Below are 19010 nucleotides of genomic sequence, written 5' to 3' on the forward strand. Positions count from 1 at the left end.
AGGCTAGCCCGTGACCTGGGATTTTACTTGGCGCGATATTCTATCAAAGCGCTTATGTATCCATGGGGCGTAGCTGCAGTACGCGAAAACCCTTGGAAGACGCGAGCCGTTCCGTCTCCCAGCCCGAGTCCCGAGCCCACGCCGCAAAGGTATCCGCCCCCAGGTTTCGCCCCATCACCAGGTATGCGACCCCGCCTGGACGCAACTTCACCCGCCACGCCGTCCACATCGCGTGCAGCGCATCCTTGCCGATACGCACCGGGGGATTGGACCAAATCACGTCCACGCTGCCATCCGCCAGCTGCGCCAAAGCGGCTGTCTCTGCCAGGACTTCGAGGTTTCCCAGCCCGTTTTCCCGGGCGTTCTTCGCGGTCAAATCCAGGGCGCGCGCGTTCACATCCACCGCCACGACCCGCGCCGCCGGGCGCTGTCGCGCCATCACCAGACTCAACGGTCCCCAACCGCAACCCACATCCACGAAGACCCCACCCTCGGGCAACTTCGGGACTTTACGCAGCAACACCGCCGTGCCCTTGTCCAGGCCATCCCCGGAAAATACCCCAGAGTCGGTGTGTATCCGAAAAGTCATCCCCGCCAGTTCCACTTCGAGTTCCCGGGGGCGCGCGGCGGCGCTGGGGTTGGCCGCAAAGTATTGTTCGTTTCCCTCGGGTTTCGGCGTGGCGTGGGCTTTGGGGGTGGGGGGCGAGTTTTTCCTCCGGGCGTGCGTCGAGCTGTTGTGCGTCGAGCTGTTGTGCGTCGTGCTGTTGTATGCCGTGCGGTTTTGCGCCGTGCCGTTGTGCTTCGTGCCGTTGTGCTTCGTGCCGTTGTGCTTCGTGCCGGGGTTTCCCGTGCTACCGTCGCGCCTCGCGGCAAAGTGCTGTTTATGAGGGCGTCTATTCATCTAGGTATCCTTCTGCTCGGCTCGGCGCTGGTAATTCTAGGGCTTTCATGAGGTGCCATCAAAAAATCTTGGCCACCAACACGGAAAGCAGCGAAGTCAGCACGCTCATCACCAGCGCCAAGAGCAACGCCCCCAACACGGAAAACGTAAAGAAGAACAGGCAGAAACCTACGCCCAGTGAAGAAAGCCCGAATTCCAAAATCCACTCGCCCGGTTTCGCCAGTCGCATCCGCGTTGCCGCCAGTTGCGCCGCCACATCCAGGCCTACCAAAATCACGGTCAGCCCAAACGCGAGTCCCAGATATGCCCAGAAATCCTCGAAAATAATCGCGACTTCTTTGGGTCCCCATCCCGAAAGCAGCAACACGCACAGGGTGGGCACCATTAACGCCACCAGATTTCCCAGCATTCGCGCCAGGCCTTCCCCGAAACTGATTACCGTCGGGCGTGCTGTGTTTTTGTCGGCATCGGACCTGTGCATAATCCGCAGCAGCGGTGGGGGCACGGGGGCGTTGGTGGGGCGGGGTTTAGGCTCGGTTTTATGAGCGGCCTGTGGTTCGTTGGCCGCGTCGCTTTCGGGGTCGGATTCATGAGGTGCCAGCTCCAAATCCTGTCTGGACGCATCTTTTGTATCCAGACCAGACAAAGTGGTTGCGGGCTCGGTTTCTGGGATGGCACCTCGTGAACCCGACGAAATCACAGCCTTAGCCGTACCCAACAGAGTTGCTAAATCCACGGCCAACCCTTCGCCAGACTCGCGAGGCGGTCGCCCTTCTATCACTCGCGGCACCCGGGGACGCAGCCGTTCCGGAACCGTGATGGTCGGGTCGTGTTGAGCGGCTTCTATGATAATGTCATCCTCGTTGCGCCAATCCGGGACATTGAACAGGGCTTGTTGGCGGCGTTGGCGTGAATTACTGGTGTCGGCTTCAACGGGGGCAGTGCGAGGCAAGGATTGCCCGAAGGCAGAACGCCGTTCCCCCCGAGGTGTCGACTTAGCGCTATTTTCGGGGGAGGGGTTGGGTTTATCCTTAAAAGTCAATGGCGAAAACCTCTCCATAGGGGCTAAGAGAATTTTAACGGAAGGGAAATAATTTGGGGGCAAATCGGGGCACATCCGCAGCATTTGAAGCGCAACCGGGTCGAGAGTCGCGACCACGCCCAGAGAATCGTTGCAGTTCGCAGAAACTGAGTGACCTGGAGGCGGGTGCGGAGCGAGAGTCCTTACTTGGTTTGGATGGTTGGCGCGACCCGGGGAACGAGACTGGTCGGAAAACTTGGCCGGAGGGGGGAAACCAGCGTGAGCAACAGTATCTTCGTGACCAGGCGGCGCGCTGGGAAGAACGCTATGCCTTGAGTCGGGGGGAGTCTTTGGGTGCGGAACTCTCTGATATCTCCGAGGTTGAATACCGTGAGGTGCGGCTGGAAAAAGTCGTGTTGGTGGGAATTTTTCAAACCGACCGAGACAAGGCCGAATACTCGCTGCGGGAACTGGCGGCTTTAGCGCAAACTGCGGGGGCAAAGGTGCTGGCCGGGATAACGCAACGTCGGGAAAGTCCCGATGCGGCCACGTTTTTGGGGATTGGTAAAGCTAAAGAACTGCGTGCCCTAGTGGCTAGCTTAGAGGCTGACACGGTGATTGTTGACGACGAACTCGCCCCCTCTCAGCGGCGCGGCCTAGAGGACGTGGTCAAGGTCAAGGTGATTGACCGTACGGCCGTGATTCTGGATATTTTCGCTCAACACGCGACCTCCCGCGAAGGTAAGGCCGAGGTGGAACTGGCGCAGTTAGAGTATTTGTTGCCGCGTTTGCGGGGATGGGGCGAATCCATGAGTCGCCAGGCCGGCGGACGAGCCGCCGGCGGTGAGGGCATCGGTTCAAGGGGCCCGGGTGAAACCAAAATCGAACTTGACCGGCGCCGCATCCGCACCCGGATGAGTCGCCTGCGTCGACTGCTGCGAGAGATGGCTCCTACCCGTGAAGCGAAACGCGCGGCGCGGCGTGCCGGGGGAGTCCCGGCCGTGGCGATTGTGGGTTACACGAATGCCGGGAAGTCTTCACTGTTGAACCGTTTGACCGGGGCGGATGTATTGGTACACGACGCCTTGTTTGCCACGCTGGATCCCAGCGTGCGTAAGACACACACGGCCACGGGGCGGGTGTATACCCTGGCGGACACGGTGGGTTTTGTGCGTCGGTTGCCTACCCAGTTGGTCGAGGCTTTTCGTTCCACCCTGGAGGAAACCGCGATGGCGGATTTGCTGTTGCATGTGGTGGATGCGGCGAATCCCGATCCGATGGGCGAAATTGAGGCGGTGAACGCTACCCTAGACACGATTGAATCCATTCGACACACCCCGGTGGTGATGGTTATTAACAAGGTTGATGCGGCTAGTGCCCCGACTTTGGCGCTGCTGCGGCGGTTGCTGCCTGAGGCGGTGGAAGTCTCGGCTCGTAGTGGTCAAGGAATTGAACGACTGCAAGAGGTTATCGCCTCGCGTCTACCCTGGCCCCAACAGCGGGTACGGGTGTTGGTGCGGTGGGAAAACACCGGTTTGCTGGAGCGGATTTACCGCGAGGGAAGCCTGGTAAGCCAAGAAACACGGGTGGACGGCACGTTTGTTGATGCCTGGGTGGAACCCGCCTTGGCGGCGAGACTGCTGAATCAAGCGTTGGGCGCAACCCTCGACAAGCCAGTCGCGGATGAAGCAAAATGCTCGACACCTGGGATGGCACCTCATGAACCCCCCGTGAATACCGAGAGGATAACATGAGCGAAACGAAACCCACCTGCGAAGATATCCTCGAAGCGGCCGTGGTGGCGCTTGGCGGCACGAAGCGATCGGGACAAGTCGTGATGGCTCGAGCCATAGCCGAGGCTTTCACGCAAGGCGAACACCTGGCGGTACAAGCCGGTACTGGCACTGGGAAATCCTTGGGATACCTAATTCCAGCTTTGCAATACGCCGCCACTGAGGACACTAGGGTCGTGGTTTCCACCGCCACCCTGGCCTTGCAACACCAGATTATTGCTAAGGACGCCCCGTTGGCGGTGGCGGCGGTGAAAAAAGTGTTGGGTGAAAGCCCTCGGGTGGAAGTGCTGAAAGGCTGGCAAAACTATGTCTGTTTGCATAAGTTGAATGGTGGATACGAAGGGCTGGGCGAGGATTTATTCGCGGCAGCGGATATGATAGCACCCGAAGAGATGGCCGAAGCGGGGGGGAAAGGGGCGCAGTCAGCGTGTGACCGACGGGCGCGCCGGCCACGCGGATACGCCGCCCAGACTAAACGACTCTATGAATGGGCGCGGGAAACAGACACCGGAGACCGCGACGAAGCCCCCGCTGGAATCACGAACCGAGCTTGGAGGCAAGTGTCGCTGTCCTCTCTGGAATGCGTGGGGGATACCTGTCCGTTTCGTGACCAGTGCTTCCAGGTGCAGGCGCGCCAACGTGCTGCCGGTGCCCAGGTTGTGGTGACGAATCACGCTATGTTGGGGCTGGCAGCGGCGGGTCGGGCTACTCCGCTGCCGGAATATGATGCGCTGGTGGTGGACGAGGCGCATGATTTGGTGGAGCGAGTGCGCAGCCAGGCTACTACCGAGCTGAGTGCGAGTCTGGTGGCGAGCGCCAGCAAAGCCGCCGGGCGGGTTGGTTTGGAATGTGCCGAGCGGCTAGCCGACCAGGCTTTGGCCTTGCAGATTGGGTTTTCCCACCTGGAAGACGGTCGGTTCAAGGTAGTGCCATCCGCCATCGCAGAATGCCGAACCGTGTTAATTCCCGCCTTGAAACAGGGGTTGGCTGATTTGGCCAATAAAAAAGAGGAAACCCCCAAAACTGCCGTGGCCAAGGGGGTACTGTCTAGCCTGTTGGAAACCCTGGAGGCGATGAATCCCGACAGGGTGGAATCTGGGCAAAACGTGCTGTGGTTAACTCGCGGTTATGAACGTGACCAGGAACCCCGGCTCTATGTGGCTCCCTTGAAAGTTGCGGATAAGCTGGCTGCTCGGATTTGGGCGGATACTGCCGTGGTGATGACTTCGGCTACTTTGAAGCTGGGGGGCAGTTTCGAGCCGGTTTTGCACCAGGTTGGCTTGAATCGCGCTGTGCCCGCCCCGAAAACTTTGGATGTGGGGTCGCCGTTCCAGCCTGCCAAACAGGGGATTTTGTACTTGGCCAAGGATTTGCCCGCCCCGGGTCGCGGCGAGCACCCTGAGGTTTTTTGGAATCGGTTGGTGGCTTTGGTACAAGCTTCACGGGGTGGGGCATTGGGCTTGTTTTCTTCCCGGAGCATGGCCGAAAAGGCGGGAGAAGTCTTGCGCGAGCGCACTGACTGGCCGATTCTGGTGCAAGGCGAGGATTCCGTGGCGGCGCTGGTGCGTGAGATGCGCGAGGATTCCTCGGCCTGTTTGATGGGAACTTTGTCCCTGTGGCAGGGAGTGGATTTACCTGGAGCGACATGTCGCTTGGTGGTGATTGACCGACTTCCTTTTCCGGTTCCCAGCGATCCCTTGATAGAGGCGCGATGCGAGGCGGTGCGCCAGGCGGGGCGCAGTGATTTCATGGAGGTTTCGGTGACCCATGCGGCGCTGTTGATGGCGCAGGGTGCGGGACGGTTGCTGCGTTCTGGCAGCGATCGGGGCGTGGTGGCTGTATTGGATTCCCGCTTGGCCACGAAAAGCTACGGGCGTTTCATTATTACTTCGATGCCGCCGCTGTGGCCAAGTACCGATGCCTCGGTGGTTCTTGGCGCGCTGGGGCGTTTGGTGGAAGGTCTCGAAGCCGAGGCTTAAGCACGTGTCGCGTGTTTGCTGGCAGCGCCACATATCGAGGCTCCGTGGTGTTGCGAGTCTAAAATGCTAGCGTTTTACGCCGGCGGTCTAGTTTCAGGTGCCCTGGTGGTGTTTTTGAGTGGTGTTGCGGATTAAAGCGCACGAATAACGGTCACAACTTTCCCTAGAATTGTCGCGCCATCCCCGGGGATTGGCTCAAAACTGGGATTATGTGGCAACAGCCAGATATGCCCTTTGTCCCGCGAGAATTCCTTAACCGTGGCTTCGCCTTCCAGCATGGCGGCCACAATATCCCCGTTACGAGCCTCGTTTTGGGCGCGCACCACCACCCAGTCCCCATTCATAATCGCCGCGTCACGCATGGATTCCCCGTTGACCTCCAACATAAACAGTTCCCCGGCTCCGGTGAAGCGTCTTGGTAGCATAAACGTGTCTTCCACCAGTTCTTCGGCGGTTATCGGGGTGCCGGCAGCGATGCGTCCCACCAGTGGGATGGCGTTGGAGTCGGCGGTGTCCGCCACGCCGATAGGGATGGTGTGGATGGTGGCAGAGATATTTTCGGTCGTTTTGAGGCTGGAGTTATTTTGGTTGTTACGTTGGGTTTCGCTGTATACCTTCGGCGCTTCGGGCGCATGAGGTGCCATTTCGGTCGTGACCACGGGTGTCCCCTCGGGGAGCTTTACGAATTCCAAAGCGCGAGGCTGGTTGGGAACCCGGCGTAAATACCCTTTTTCGACCAGTACTTCCAGGTGATGCTGAACGGAGGAAGGCGAGGACAGCCCCATAGCCGAGGCCAATTCTCGCACCGAGGGGGGGTAGCTCAGCTCACGGCTGAGGCGGTAGAGCGTGTCCAACACTTCCCGCTGTCGTTTCGTGAGGTCGCTCACTGGGGTTCCTTTCTGTCTAAAAACTTGTCCCGAACTAGATTGGGTTTTCTCGCGTATTTGCAACGGAAAACCCGAGTGCAACGAAGCGTAATTTTCGCTTTGAGGCTGGTTGGAGACTGGTCTTACCAACTTCGGCTAGTTGCTTATCTAAATCTATATTCGCACAAATGTTCGATTTAGGCTCGACAACGCGCCGATGATGGTTTATATTATACGTACAAGTGTTCGTACGAACAAATGTTCGAGTGAATGGGATGATGATAATGACTGCAGTTTTGGCTCCGGCTTGGGGCGGCGAAGAACTTGAATTCAACTATGAATCCTTGGCTCCGAATCATCCGGCGGTGCGGAGGAAACACCACTCACCCCGGCTCCGGTTGGTTCCCGGCTTGGGGGCGGAAACTGTGGGTGTTCCCGTGCTCTCTTGGTGGCGTATTGCCGGTTCGGTGGGGGTTTTTATTTTGGCATTAGTGGCGGCGGTGACTCTAGGCGCTCTGGTGGGAATTGGCCTTGACCCAAGTTTTGGGTTGGTACCTGTTGACTACTTCTCCTATACAGTTCTTCCCGGGGACAACCTGTGGAGTCTCGCCGCCGCTAATGTCACGGCGCTACCCCCCGGGGAAGCTGTGGCGCAAATGATGCAAATCAATCATCTCGATGCAGCTTCTGTGCTGCAAACTGGCGACCAGCTGCTGATTCCCATCTATTAAGTCAGAACAATGAATACGAATCCGCAACTTCTTGAGCCGGTTTTCACGCGCTTGCAAAAAAATTCGTTTAATCTTACGGTAAGAGCTCCTGGAATGTCCTTTAGAAAGGATTCAGCTTTGCACTGTCCGTTTTGCCACCACGAAGACTCTCGCGTGATTGACTCGCGTACCTCCGAAGACGGCGCCTCGATTCGTCGTCGTCGGGAATGCCCCCACTGTGGGGGGCGCTTCACCACAGTTGAAACCACTTTGTTGCTTGTAAAGAAACGCTCCGGGGTTACCGAGCCGTTTTCACGGGACAAAGTTATTGCGGGGATGGCCAAAGCTACCCAGGGACGTCCGGTCACCGATTCACAATTGGCGCTGCTGGCTCAAGGAGTCGAGGAGACTTTGCGACAAAAAGGTGCTGCCGTCATTAACGCTGAGGATGTAGGGAAAGCTATCCTGGAGCCCTTGAAGGCCTTGGACGAGGTGGCCTATTTGCGTTTCGCTTCGGTTTATTCTGACTTCAACACCCTCGAGGATTTCGAGGCCGCCATCGCTTCACTCAAGCACCGCAGGTGAGGAAAAATTGCTGTTCATTTTACTTCTTGGCTCTGTTGGCGTCGAGTGTTGATTTTGTTCTAGCGCTTAGGTTTTCTCTCTATTGATTTGGCGCGGATTGGTCTTGCTCTCCGAGAATCCTGACTTTTCTTGCCATGAAGCTCTCCTTTCGGATGTTCAAGCCCGAAGCAGCCTAGGACAGCTCTTTCAACACGGAGTCGCGAACCTTGCGACGTTGAATCTTGCCCATCTGGTTTTTCTCTAGGCTCTCGGGGAAAGACACGGAGCGTGGCATGGCATAGCGTGGCAAAACCTCACTCACCCAACTGCGTACCTTGTCTAGATCCAGGCTAGCACCGGGTTTCAACACAATCGCGGCGTGAACTTGCTCCCCGCGAGCTGCGTCAACCTGGTCAGGAATCCCCACCGCTGCAACTTCTTGTACCTGAGGCATGGACGCAATCGCGGTCTCTACTACGGAAGGGTAAACATTGAAACCGGAGATAATAATCAGCTCTTTTCGCCGATCCGACATTTTCAAGAAACAGTCATTTTCCTCTACCAAATCCCCGGTCTTCAACCAGCCGTCCGCAGTGAATAACAAGTCCGTCTCGACCTGGTCGCGCCAGTAACCAGGTGAGCACCCCGGTCCTTTCACTATCAGTTCGCCAATCTGGCCGGGCTCCACGTCTTGGTTGCTTTCCGGATCCACCACTCTAACCTGAATAGAGGGGAAGACGATACCCATATAGCCCAAACGACGGTCGGGACTCATGGGGGAGCCTAGTACGGTGGGGGAGGTCTCGGTCATCCCGTAGCCCTCGATGAGGTATCCTCCCGTAGTGTTTTCCCAGCGTTTGGCGACCTCTTCCGTCAGGGGCATTGCCCCGGAAATTGCGTAGGAAAACGAGCGCAAATTCACTTTCGGGTTATTGACAGCCGCCTTCGCTAGGCGGTCAAAAATTGGGGGCACCCCGACAATAAACGTGCCGGGACGCCGTCGTTGCGCGCGCAATATCCCTTCGACATCGAACTTCGGGAATAACACGGCCGTCCCCCCCAAAGCTAAGTTTCCGTTCAAAGACAAGGTCAAACCAAAGGCGTGGAAGAAAGGCAAGACACAGTACCAGGTTTCTTGGCCTTCCCGCAGTTTCGTCACCCAAGTGGTGTTAGCCCACAGATTAGAAACTAAGTTACGGTTGGTCAAAATCACCGCTTTTGGCTTCCCCGTGGTGCCCCCCGTATGCAGCAAAACCGCTGGAATATCGGGATCGACGCGGGTAATGCGGTTGAAAGGCTTGCAGTGAGCCAATAAATCATTGAAATCCGGCAAATCTTTGGCCGCCGCATCACACATTTGACTGCGCAAATCCCGGGCTTTCTTAACCGGAAGCTGCAAAGAAAACCGCAGGTGGCGCGGCAAAGCCCGCGCCATGTCAATCGAAATCAGCTCTGCGGCCACTTCGGCGGCCACCTCACGGATAGTGACAGCGGTTTTCTGCCAGGCAAAAATCAGTTTCGGTTCGGCGTTTTCAAACTGCCACTTCAGTTCCACCGGGGTGGCTAGGGGATTGTGCAGCACGGCAACCGCCCCTACTTGCAGACAAGCATAGAGCACGTAGATAAACTGGGGACAGTTAGGGGCAACTAATGAAACCCGATCCCCCCTTTCCACGCCGCGTTCCCGCAGTAAAGCTGCCGTAAGCTGTACCCGGTGAACCAGCTCACGATAGCTGGTGGTGGCACCAAAAAAATCCAAGGCGACGCGACGCGGATACTTATTAGAGATGCGCCGCAGCATATCAATCAGCAGTTCGTCGGTGATAGGAACTTGACGGGGAACCTTTGGATCGTAAAGCTCCCGCATTCGTTTGGTCAGCTCAGAATCATTTTCCGGGGGAGTATGTACATAGCGAGGCAGGTGAATCCCCGCAGCGGGGGCTAGACCAAGCAAATCGACGGTGTCAGTCAAGGGTTTTCCTCTCCAATTCGGCAAGCGTTATATCCAGTTTAAACATAGTTGCCGGTCAACTGTCATTTTGACCGGCAACCGCACGTCCAAACCGCTTAGTTCACCGTGGTTGCATCCACGCGGGTAAAACCAGGTAAAGGTATGACCCGGCAACGGATTGTGGTGTCCATGGCGTTGATGTCTTGCACCGCAGCCACCGGCAGCTCAGAGGCAATATCGGCAATCACATAGCCCACCTCGCCGTTCGTGCCCAGAATCTGGCCTTCAACGTTCACATTCGCTGCCGCCATTACCTGGTTGATATGCCCCATAACACCGGGGGTATTTTGGTGAATCACACTCATGCGATAGCGGGTTCTCTCGGTTGGCTGCAAGGACAGAGTGGGCATATTCACACTCATCACGGTTTCCCCGGTTTGGATATAGTTGCAAATCTTGGCGGAAACAAAGCTACCAATGTCTTCTTGCGCCTCCAGGGTAGAACCACCAATATGTGGGGTCAGAATCGTGTTTTCCTTGCCCAGCAGGGGAGATTCGAAAGGTCCGCCGTTTTTCAGTGGTTCCTCGGGGAACACATCCACCGCGCAACCCCCCAGATGCCCTGAATCCAGGGCGGCCGCCAGGGCATCCACATCCACCACGAATCCCCGCGAGAGATTCAACAGCTTTGAACCTGGTTTCATCATGGCAATCTCGCGTGCCCCGAACATATTGCGATTCGTTGGCCGTCCATCCACATGTAGGCTGACAAAATCAGCCCCCTGCAAGGCTTCTTCCAGGGAATCACACTGTTTAGCATTGCCAATCGGCAGCTTCTTGGCCAAGTCATAGAACTGAACCCGCATCCCCATAGCCTCGGCCAGAATCGAGAGCTGGGTACCCGTAGAGGAATACCCGATAATCCCCAGGGTTTTCCCGCGCACCTCGTGGGAATTTTGAGCAGTTTTCTGCCAGTCGGCACGCTGCATATGCGCGTTTCGCACCGGCAGCAACCGCGCCAAGGCAATAATCTCGGAGATAGCCAATTCCGCTACCGAACGGGTATTAGAATAGGGGGCGTTAAACACTGCGACCCCGTGGGTCGCCGCCGCTTTCAAATCGATTTGGTTGGTGCCAATCGTAAAAGTTCCAGCGCAAATCAAGTCTGGGCAAGATTCAAACACGCGGCGGGACAGATTTGTTTTCGAACGAATCCCCACCATCTGACATCCTTGCAACGCCTCTATCAGCGCGTTTTCATCCAAGGAACCGTCGATGCGCTGCACCTCTATATTCGCATCGTGAAATGTCTTATCGGCTATCGTATGCGGGTTTTCAAGCAAAAGAATTTTCATCATACCTGTACTTTCTCGCTATTTTCATTGTTTTCTTAATAACTATAGACGGTTTCAATCTATTCCCAGCACGGCTCCGGTTTTAATCATGTGTAAACGCCTGGTGGGACGGGTCATCGCTACGTATAAATCCCCCGCTGACACCTGTGCCACGCCCGCCGGGTCGACCAAAACTACCACATCAAATTCCAAGCCTTTGGAAGCCTCCGGGGTTATCCACGTGACCTGGTCATTTAGCGGATCAGTCTGAGCCAGACCTAGAGCCGCCCCAAAGTCGGCTCCTAGATTCGTAATCACCGCCAGGCGGCCTTCACCGCTGCCGACCTCTGTTTCGAGCCGTGACACCTCTTGGTCGAGAATTCTTCGGGTGGGAGCCACCAAATCTTCGAGAGAGATATCCGCAGGCAAGTCTGTAATTTCCAGGCAGTCCTCGAGGTCGCGTGCAGAATGACACGGAACGGGAACACACCCGCCATTGGCCGCCAATACTCGCTGGGCTAAATCCATAATTCGGCGTGGGGTGCGGTAGTTAATCGTCAGAGCCTCCATAACCGGGTTGGCACGGGTTGCCGGTCCCAATAGCCCTTGCCAGTCGGTAGCATCGCCGGGGTGCCTCGCCTGGTTCACATCTCCTACCACAGTGAAAGACCGCGAGGGACAGCGGCGCAACAACAGGTGCCAATCCATGGGAGTTAGCTCTTGGGCTTCGTCGACCACCACATGCCCATAGGCCCAAGACCGATCCGCCCGGGCACGTTGTTCCAAGGGGGAGAGGATTTCCACTCCTCGGGTCGAGGCCGCTAACTGGGCTGGGCTCACGAGGCCGCCGCCCAAATCCATGGCTTCGATGGCATCGCGAGCCCGCTGGACTTCCCGTTGGGCGTGGGCGCGAGCCGCCGAGCCCTCGTCGGTGAGTCCGGGTGTTGGTCCCAACAATTCGGCCAGTTCATCAAGAATCGGGACATCAGCATCCGTAAATGGAGTTCCTTTGGGGCGAACCAAGGATTGCAATTCGCGACTCGTGAACGCTACCTTTGCCAGGGCAACCACTCGGCGTAAGTAGTCCGGATGGGCATATAAACGTTCCAACAGTTGGGGAGCCGAAGCCGGCAGATACATTCGATTTATGGCGCGGCGCACTATCGGCGAAGAACGGATTTCTTCGGTCATCCACTCTAAATCTTGGGGGCGAGCCTCTGCGCCGCCATACATGGCTGTGAGCTCACGCACCAAGTATTTCGCATAAGCTGCCCAGCGTTGATTATGAGTGCTACCGGCGTGAGACCCGGCCTCCATGGCATCACGAACCAAGGCTGTACTGAGAGTCAGCTGCACATGCCCCAGGTCAAGTTCCTGGTCGGTTGCGGGGGGACGTTTCAAATCTGCCACGACCGCCGCCGCGACTTTAATCCAGCGGGTATCGCCTTTTAACGCTCGCAGTTCAGGGCGCTCCGCCACGGTTTTCACCCCAGGGAAAGCCTCGCCCATCGTGATACTGACCACTCCAGTTTCCCCCAAAGCCGGCAAAACCCGCTCGATATAACGCAAAAACGTCTTGTTTGGACCGATAACCAAAACCCCGGTGCTGCCCAGCAAATCTCGGTGGGCATAGAGCAAATAAGCCGCGCGATGCAAAGCCACCGCAGTTTTTCCGGTTCCCGGGCCGCCTTGCACCACCAGAAATGCATTCAAATCCGCACGAATCACCCGATCTTGCTCGGCTTGAATGGTGCCGACTATGTCTTGCATGTGTCCCCCGCGTGCCGAGGACAGGGCTGCCAGCAACGCTCCTTCCCCTTGCAATGTGGTGGTATCGGCCGCGTCGGTATTCAATAATTCATCTTCTAGGGACACCACCTGGCGCAGTTCGGTGCCGAGGTGACGTCGGCACAACACGCCCATGGGCTGCACGGCGGTGGCTTGATAGAAAGGCCGGGAGGCTTTGGCTCGCCAGTCGATTAGCAGTTGGTGGGACAGCGCATCTTCCAGTTCTGCACTGCCTGGGCTCGTTGCTGTCGCTGCGTCGCCCACACTTGGCGACACACTCGCGTTCGTCGGGTCATTATCCGTACTTGACGCAGATTCTCGCAACCCCACTCGGCCAATGTGAAACTGCGTTCCGTTTTCCATATCCAAGCGTCCAAAAACCAGGTGGTTTTCAACACTTTCCAGACGAGCGGCCTCGTCTCCGTAGTGGGCTGCCAAAGCATCCCGGTCAGCTCGAGCCGAAGGATTGGCCGAAATCTGGGCTGCGATTTTTGCTTGTTGTTCACGATAAACATGCCGCCAAGCGTCTAAAGCGGCATAGGCTTTGTCAACAAATCCCTGCTCTTTAGCCAGCTCTTGGTGGCGTATCGTGTCGTCAGGACTGGGTTCCATTGAGCCTCCCTGTCGGAAAACGTGGTAATCAATTATGACCTAAAAGCCACCTCCCAAGCGAATTAAGCTTGAAACGGGGTAATCTATTAAGGAGAGTGAGGAGGAACATGACACCAGACTATTCATTACTGCTTCCCGGCACGAACTCCAAGGTTCGCGCTACGGTGCTGCTGCACCATCTGCATGGTGCTATGGATGCGGGTCATGCCGGTCGTGGTCTGATAGAACACCTGGTGGATACCCTGCCGGTTAAAACTGTGGCTACTTTCAACTCTGATTTACTCATCGACTTCCGTTCGCATCGCCCTTGGTTGCGTTTTGAAGACTGGCATTTCTCTGACTTGGAAATGCCCGAAATTAAACTGGATTTGCTCTCCGACGATAACGACACAAATTTTTTGGTTTTGCACGGTCCGGAACCGGATGCTCGCTGGAACGCCTTTGTGCAAACCGTGTTGGATTTGGCTAGAACTATGGGCGTGAAACAAATCGTGGGGGTGGCGGGGATGCCAGCGGGGGTGCCGCATACGCGCCCCACCCCAGTGCATATGCACGGCTCGAATCCGAAATCTTTACCGCAACAGCCCAGGATGCAAGGCGAGATGACGATTCCGGCGGGGATGGATCAGCTTTTGGAATACGCCCTGGGCGAGGCTGGTTTTGATTCTCTGGGGATTATCGCGGCGGTGCCGTATTACCTGGCAGAGGGGGACTATCCGCCGGCCGCAGCGGCCATCATGCAGGCAGTGGTTTCGCAAACTGGGTTGGCTTTGCCGGTGGGTGACGTGGAAGCGGCGGCAACCGTGACTTTGGGGCAAATCAATCAGATGGTCGATCAGGCTTCCGAGGCTAAGGTCATTGTGGAAATGCTCGAGAAGAATTTCGACGAGGCCAAGCCGGATGCGATTATTGAGACGAAGCCCGAGCCTTTGCCCACAGCTGACGAGCTGGGTGCTCGACTCGAGGAGTTTTTGGAGCGTAGTGACCGCTTGTCGCGGGGTTTACAGTTAAAGAATCTGGATCGCGATTTCGAAAAGAACAGTAATTCGGGTTTGTCGTCTTTGCGTGAGACTCCTTATGAGCGCCGCGATATCGACCCGATGCGCCCGAAGCGTCGTCCCCGTCACCGTAAGGATGTGGAAGAGGACTAGGGCTTCTGTAGTTTTTGGTTCGTTGGGTTAGTCTCGCTGGGTTTTGTTTAGCGGTGCCCGCTTTGGTGGTTTTCTTTCGGATTCATGAGGTGCCATCCCGGGTGCCGGGCTGAATCCTGAAATCACTCCCATTTCCCTAGGGGCTCATAACCCGGGTTCGGGTTCTGATATACCGGGAACATTAAATCGGGTTGCAGGAAACCTAGATATATAGCCAGAGACACGCAAACTATTCCCAAACCGAGCCAGAGGAACGCGCCTCTCGCTAGGCGTATGATTCTTTCTGCGCCGGTATCGAAACCCATCAGATTCACTCGGCTTAGATTGATGGGATAGTACCAGGCTCGAGGCCCCTCGGCGGCTACTGTTTCCAGATTGTGATCCTCGGAGCCGAGCTCGGCGCGTTCGGCGGCTTCTATCCGAGCCTTGGCAGTGGCTTCCTCGAAGGCTTCACGCTCCGCTAAAAGTTGGGCTTCTCTCTTGGCGCGAGCCTTGGCGGCGGCTTCCCTCACTTTGGGTGGACGGGGGTCGCTACGCGGGTCACTGCTTGGCAGAGCAGTGATTTTGATGGTGGTTTCACCTCCGGGGGTGTCAAACTGGGCGATGGCGGAATGTGCGGTGTCTTCGGGCTTCGTGGATTGAACCCGGAAATTTCCGGCGGCTTCTTCTTTGAGCTGTTCTCTGATGAGGCGCTGTAACAAAATCGTGGTGCGCCGTCGCGCGGCATCCACCTGTACTTTTGAATATTGCACGGGCATCCCCAGAGGAGCCCACATAATTGAGACCTCGTAGCCGTTTTGACGTCCTTGCCCGCGTCCTAGGATTTGGCGCACTCCGGTGATACGCGCCGGGACTGTGACCGGGTTGGAGCTGAGTCGTACCCACAAAATAAAGTTGCGGACGCTCTTTGTCAGGGCGATGCCCCCAAGGTATATCAAGGCTCCTATTACTAAGGGGAACATGAATACAAACCAAGGGTCGGCATCCTCGATAGTCTTGAGGTTAAACAGCGAAGCGCCGGTGGCTATGAACTGTGCTGCTAGTACTAACAGCGCCCACAAAATCCGGTTCATATTCCACGATTCGTCCCGGGTAAAGACGATATCTCGCGGGTCGAAGCTGGAAACCCAGGCAGTTAGTGGTTGGCGGTGCCGCAGGGCTTCGCGGGCGCGTCCGGGGTTTAAATCGGTGGGATTGAGGCTAACTTCGTGAAATTCTGCTTCGTCATTGGATTCCCAAGCGTGAATCAGCACCGTCACCTCGTAGGGGTGAGATCGGTGAACGTCGTCTTCCGTCAGTGCTTCGACTTCTTTGACATACACTTGAGCTTGGAAACGCTCGGTACCGGGGTGTGGTCGCGCCCTTATCACCAGGTAAATCGCCAAGAATAGAGCGAGAATCCACCATAAAGCTATGATTATCAGCTGCATAGAACCATTAAACCAGTTTGGCGCTAAAATGACAGCTTCATGACGTCAACGTTTTGTCGGATTGGTGTGCTTTTGGTTGTTTCTGGAGCAGGCGGTGTTGCTTAAGACTGGGGTAAATGGGTCTTGTTCGGCTGACATTTCGCGGTGGTGTGGCATTGCGGGAGGCAAAAAGTTACAATGGTGCTTAACATGAGTTGTCCAAGCAAGTTTTCTGCGCCGGAGGATGAAAAATGCCGCTGTCTGACTATGAAAAAGAAGTATTGGCACAGATGGAAGCGCAACTGAGTGACCAAGATCCTAAACTGGTAGACCAGATGCGAGGTTCGGCTCGTTTCCCTCGGGTAACTTCACGCCCCCGGCGGGTCGCCTTCGGGGTGGTCTTGATGCTGATTGGCATAATAGTTTTGGTTGGTGGCCTGGTGGCCTCGCCTTATCTGCAGCATCTCCAGGTTCTGGGTACTTTGACCGGAGTTTTGGGTTTCGTTGTGGTGGTGCTCGGTGTTTTGCAAATCCTGGGAATTTTATCCACGCCGCACTCACGAAGAGTTCCGAGTCGCAAGCCAGCGGTGGCGCGTAGTGGCGGTAGTTTTATGGAGCGTCAACAGGATAAGTGGGATCGCCGTCAAAACCCGCAAAGCTAAGCGGAATCGACAGATTATGATTTCCTAAAAATTCCTCCACCAGCATATTCCCTGAAATTTCACGAGATTTCAGGGAATGTTTCTTATTTAACTCGCGTTTCACTATGAAAGTGGAGCTAAGTGGAGTAAAGTGGAGGAAACTGGTAATAGGAAGGAGGGAAACGTGTTCCTAGGCACTTACGAGCCCAAGCTCGACGACAAGGGACGTTTGATTCTTCCTTCCCGTTTTCGTGACCAGCTCTCGGCTGGAGTCGTCCTCACCCCTGGTCAGGAGCGTTGTATCTACGCCTTTCCGACCAGCGAGTTCGAAACCATTTATGACGAGCTGCGCCAGGCACCCCTAACCCACAAAGAAGCCCGCAAGTTCTCCCGTGTCATGCTCTCGGGAGCAACTGACCAGATTCCCGACAAGCAAGGCCGGATTAACATCCCTGCCAATCTGCGCCAATACGCCGGGTTGAACAAGAACCTCAAGGTGATTGGAGCCGGAGCTCGAGCCGAGATTTGGGATGCTGACACCTGGGATACCTACCTTTCCGAAAGTGAAGACGCTTTCGCCGAGATAGCGGAGGAAATCGTGCCCGGATTGTTATGAGACAAAGCGGTCAAAGCCGCGAGGTGTCCCCCCGAATTCTGAATGTGCTTCCCCGCAGGCAGACCTCGGTGGGAAACCTGGCGGATTTGACTGCTCAAACCAAGGTGAATCCCGAGACTGGCTGTTTTGTGGATGGCACCTCATGAAAACTGAATCAAAACCACCGCAAGCTTTCGTAATCGATAAAGGAGCCCCCCAACCCCATGAGTACCATCACCCCAACCGCAGCGATACACCAGCCGGTGCTGGTGCAACGCTGCGTGGAACTGCTGGCACCCGCGCTAATCCCTGTTGAGCGCCCCGTGCTGGTGGATGCTACCGTGGGGTTGGGGGGACATTCCGAAGCCTTGCTGCAACGCTTTCCCCACTTGCAGATTATCGGGATAGACCGCGATGGTGAAGCCCGCGCCTTGGCTGGAAAACGCTTAAGTGTTTTCGGATCGCGAATAGAAATCGTGGCGGCAACCTATGGGCAGCTCGCGGAAATCCTGGCGGAAAGAGGCCTGGAAACCGTCGACGGGATTCTTGCCGACCTGGGAGTTTCCTCGCTGCAACTGGATGAAACCGCGCGAGGATTTGCCTATGCCATCCCCGAGGCTCCCCTGGATATGCGTATGGATCAAAGCCGGGGGATTACCGCAGCACAATTCATAGCTACCACCAGCGAGACAGAAATCGCGAGGGTGCTGCGCACCTACGGGGAAGAAAAATTCGCCCGACAAATCGCCAGAAATATTGTGAAAACTCGGGAAGTCACGCCTTTGCGCACCACCGGAGAGCTGGTTGACCTAATCAGAGCCACAATACCTGCCCCGGCACGCCGCCACGGTGGAAACCCCGCCAAGCGCACCTTTCAAGCTCTGCGAGTGGCAGTGAACGACGAACTGCGAGACTTAGAAGTCTTTCTCACAGCGGCGCTCGACGCTTTGCGAGTCGGCGGACGCCTGGTAGTGGAAAGCTACCAGTCCCTGGAAGACCGCCTGGTCAAACAAGCCTTCACCCCGGGAATCCATCCGGAGGTACCCCGGGGGCTGCCCGTGATTCCCACCGGGTATGAACCGTGGTTACAAGACCTGACTCGCGGAGCTGAAAAAGCCGATGCCCTCGAGCTGCAACGAAACTCCAGATCTCAATCGGTGCGCCTTCGGGCAGTAGCGAAATTGCGCGAAATGGCACCTCATGAACCGAAACGCCCCAACCCCAACCCCGCACCGAGGAGGAAATAGTGAGCAACGTAAACTACGCGCTGCGCAAACCCCAACCCGCTCCACGATCACTGAGTCCGGCGGCATCACCCCGCGAGCGACTTCACGTGGTGCCGACCCTGGCAAAACGCCAGATAACTTGGCCCATGTGGGTTACGGTAACCACCCTGCTGATTATGTCGTTGGTGATACCAGTCGTGGTCAACGCGCAGATGGCGATGACCTCCTACGCTATGTACGCCCAGCGTTTAGAGCTCTCGCAACTACAGGACTATCAAGCCGACCTGGTTATGCGGGCTCGCGAAGCCCAATCCCCCCAGAAATTGGCTCAAAAAGCCCGGGAACTGGGATTGGTACCCGCCGGGAGCCCGGGGTACATCAACCTCGCGGAACACAACGTTACCCCCGGCCAGGCGGCTCGCTAGACATCGCGGTAAAGAGGGAAACCGGCGTGTGATACCGGCAAAAC

General features: G+C 56.4%; 17 protein-coding genes. 10 read left to right on the forward strand and 7 right to left on the reverse strand.

What is annotated here, in order from left to right; genetic code table 11:
* Positions 1–52: 52 nt before the first annotated feature.
* Positions 53–901: a class I SAM-dependent methyltransferase gene (locus tag HMPREF0577_RS03035; protein WP_004012192.1), complete on the reverse strand. Its 849-nt coding sequence runs from the start codon at positions 899–901 to the stop codon at positions 53–55.
* Positions 902–959: 58 nt separating this feature from the next.
* Entirely contained in the window at positions 960–1961 is a 1002-nt protein-coding gene (locus HMPREF0577_RS03040; RefSeq protein ID WP_248613661.1) for a hypothetical protein, read from the reverse strand.
* 173 nt (positions 1962–2134) lie between these two features.
* On the opposite strand from HMPREF0577_RS03040, the gene hflX reads away from it, so the two are divergent.
* Positions 2135–3676, forward strand: coding sequence for a GTPase HflX (gene hflX / locus HMPREF0577_RS03045; protein ID WP_004012194.1), 1542 nt, complete (start codon positions 2135–2137; stop codon positions 3674–3676).
* A complete protein-coding gene (locus HMPREF0577_RS03050; RefSeq protein WP_004012195.1) occupies positions 3673–5694 on the forward strand; it encodes an ATP-dependent DNA helicase in 2022 nt (673 codons plus the stop codon). Before hflX ends, HMPREF0577_RS03050 begins: the two co-directional genes overlap by 4 nt.
* A gap of 131 nt (positions 5695–5825) precedes the next feature.
* Here HMPREF0577_RS03050 and lexA read toward each other — a convergent pair whose 3' ends face one another.
* Positions 5826–6581 (reverse strand): transcriptional repressor LexA, encoded by a 756-nt coding sequence (gene lexA, locus HMPREF0577_RS03055; RefSeq protein WP_004012197.1) that lies wholly within the window; start codon positions 6579–6581, stop codon positions 5826–5828.
* Positions 6582–6835: 254 nt separating this feature from the next.
* On the opposite strand from lexA, the gene HMPREF0577_RS03060 reads away from it, so the two are divergent.
* Positions 6836–7291 carry a LysM peptidoglycan-binding domain-containing protein gene (locus HMPREF0577_RS03060; protein WP_004012198.1) on the forward strand — a complete coding sequence of 152 codons (456 nt, stop codon included), beginning with the start codon at positions 6836–6838 and terminating at the stop codon, positions 7289–7291.
* A gap of 117 nt (positions 7292–7408) precedes the next feature.
* The gene (nrdR, locus tag HMPREF0577_RS03065; RefSeq protein ID WP_036369526.1) at positions 7409–7855 is read left to right on the forward strand and encodes a transcriptional regulator NrdR; all 447 of its coding nucleotides are present in this window, start codon (positions 7409–7411) and stop codon (positions 7853–7855) included.
* A gap of 172 nt (positions 7856–8027) precedes the next feature.
* Here nrdR and HMPREF0577_RS03070 read toward each other — a convergent pair whose 3' ends face one another.
* The 3 genes from HMPREF0577_RS03070 to HMPREF0577_RS03080 all read right to left on the reverse strand — a co-directional run bounded on the left by HMPREF0577_RS03070 (position 8028) and on the right by HMPREF0577_RS03080 (position 13519).
* Complete coding sequence (locus HMPREF0577_RS03070; protein ID WP_004012200.1) at positions 8028–9806, reverse strand: AMP-binding protein; 1779 nt, start codon at positions 9804–9806, stop codon at positions 8028–8030.
* Positions 9807–9901: 95 nt separating this feature from the next.
* Complete coding sequence (serA, locus tag HMPREF0577_RS03075; protein ID WP_004012201.1) at positions 9902–11143, reverse strand: phosphoglycerate dehydrogenase; 1242 nt, start codon at positions 11141–11143, stop codon at positions 9902–9904.
* Between the two features lie 51 nt (positions 11144–11194).
* Positions 11195–13519 carry a HelD family protein gene (locus tag HMPREF0577_RS03080; protein ID WP_004012202.1) on the reverse strand — a complete coding sequence of 775 codons (2325 nt, stop codon included), beginning with the start codon at positions 13517–13519 and terminating at the stop codon, positions 11195–11197.
* A 107-nt stretch (positions 13520–13626) separates the two neighbouring features.
* Between HMPREF0577_RS03080 and HMPREF0577_RS03085 the strand changes: the two genes are divergently transcribed.
* Positions 13627–14670, forward strand: coding sequence for a PAC2 family protein (locus HMPREF0577_RS03085; protein ID WP_004012203.1), 1044 nt, complete (start codon positions 13627–13629; stop codon positions 14668–14670).
* Positions 14671–14792: 122 nt separating this feature from the next.
* Here HMPREF0577_RS03085 and HMPREF0577_RS03090 read toward each other — a convergent pair whose 3' ends face one another.
* On the reverse strand, positions 14793–16100 hold the full coding sequence (locus tag HMPREF0577_RS03090; protein ID WP_004012204.1) for a hypothetical protein: 1308 nt from the start codon (positions 16098–16100) through the stop codon (positions 14793–14795).
* A gap of 230 nt (positions 16101–16330) precedes the next feature.
* Here HMPREF0577_RS03090 and HMPREF0577_RS03095 point away from each other — a divergent pair, with 230 nt between their 5' ends.
* From HMPREF0577_RS03095 to ftsL, 5 genes are all read left to right on the forward strand, one after another.
* Entirely contained in the window at positions 16331–16741 is a 411-nt protein-coding gene (locus HMPREF0577_RS03095; RefSeq protein WP_004012205.1) for a DUF3040 domain-containing protein, read from the forward strand.
* A 163-nt stretch (positions 16742–16904) separates the two neighbouring features.
* Positions 16905–17336: a division/cell wall cluster transcriptional repressor MraZ gene (gene mraZ, locus HMPREF0577_RS03100; RefSeq protein WP_004015704.1), complete on the forward strand. Its 432-nt coding sequence runs from the start codon at positions 16905–16907 to the stop codon at positions 17334–17336.
* On the forward strand, positions 17333–17482 hold the full coding sequence (locus HMPREF0577_RS03105) for a hypothetical protein (RefSeq protein ID WP_004012207.1): 150 nt from the start codon (positions 17333–17335) through the stop codon (positions 17480–17482). Before mraZ ends, HMPREF0577_RS03105 begins: the two co-directional genes overlap by 4 nt.
* Positions 17483–17539: 57 nt before the next feature.
* Positions 17540–18562 carry a 16S rRNA (cytosine(1402)-N(4))-methyltransferase RsmH gene (rsmH, locus tag HMPREF0577_RS03110; RefSeq protein ID WP_004012208.1) on the forward strand — a complete coding sequence of 341 codons (1023 nt, stop codon included), beginning with the start codon at positions 17540–17542 and terminating at the stop codon, positions 18560–18562.
* Positions 18562–18966 (forward strand): cell division protein FtsL, encoded by a 405-nt coding sequence (gene ftsL, locus HMPREF0577_RS03115; protein WP_004015708.1) that lies wholly within the window; start codon positions 18562–18564, stop codon positions 18964–18966. The genes rsmH and ftsL overlap by 1 nt, the downstream gene beginning before the upstream one ends.
* Positions 18967–19010: the final 44 nt, after the last annotated feature.

The sequence above is a fragment of the Mobiluncus mulieris ATCC 35243 genome (assembly GCF_000160615.1).
GTDB classification, from domain to species: domain Bacteria; phylum Actinomycetota; class Actinomycetes; order Actinomycetales; family Actinomycetaceae; genus Mobiluncus; species Mobiluncus mulieris.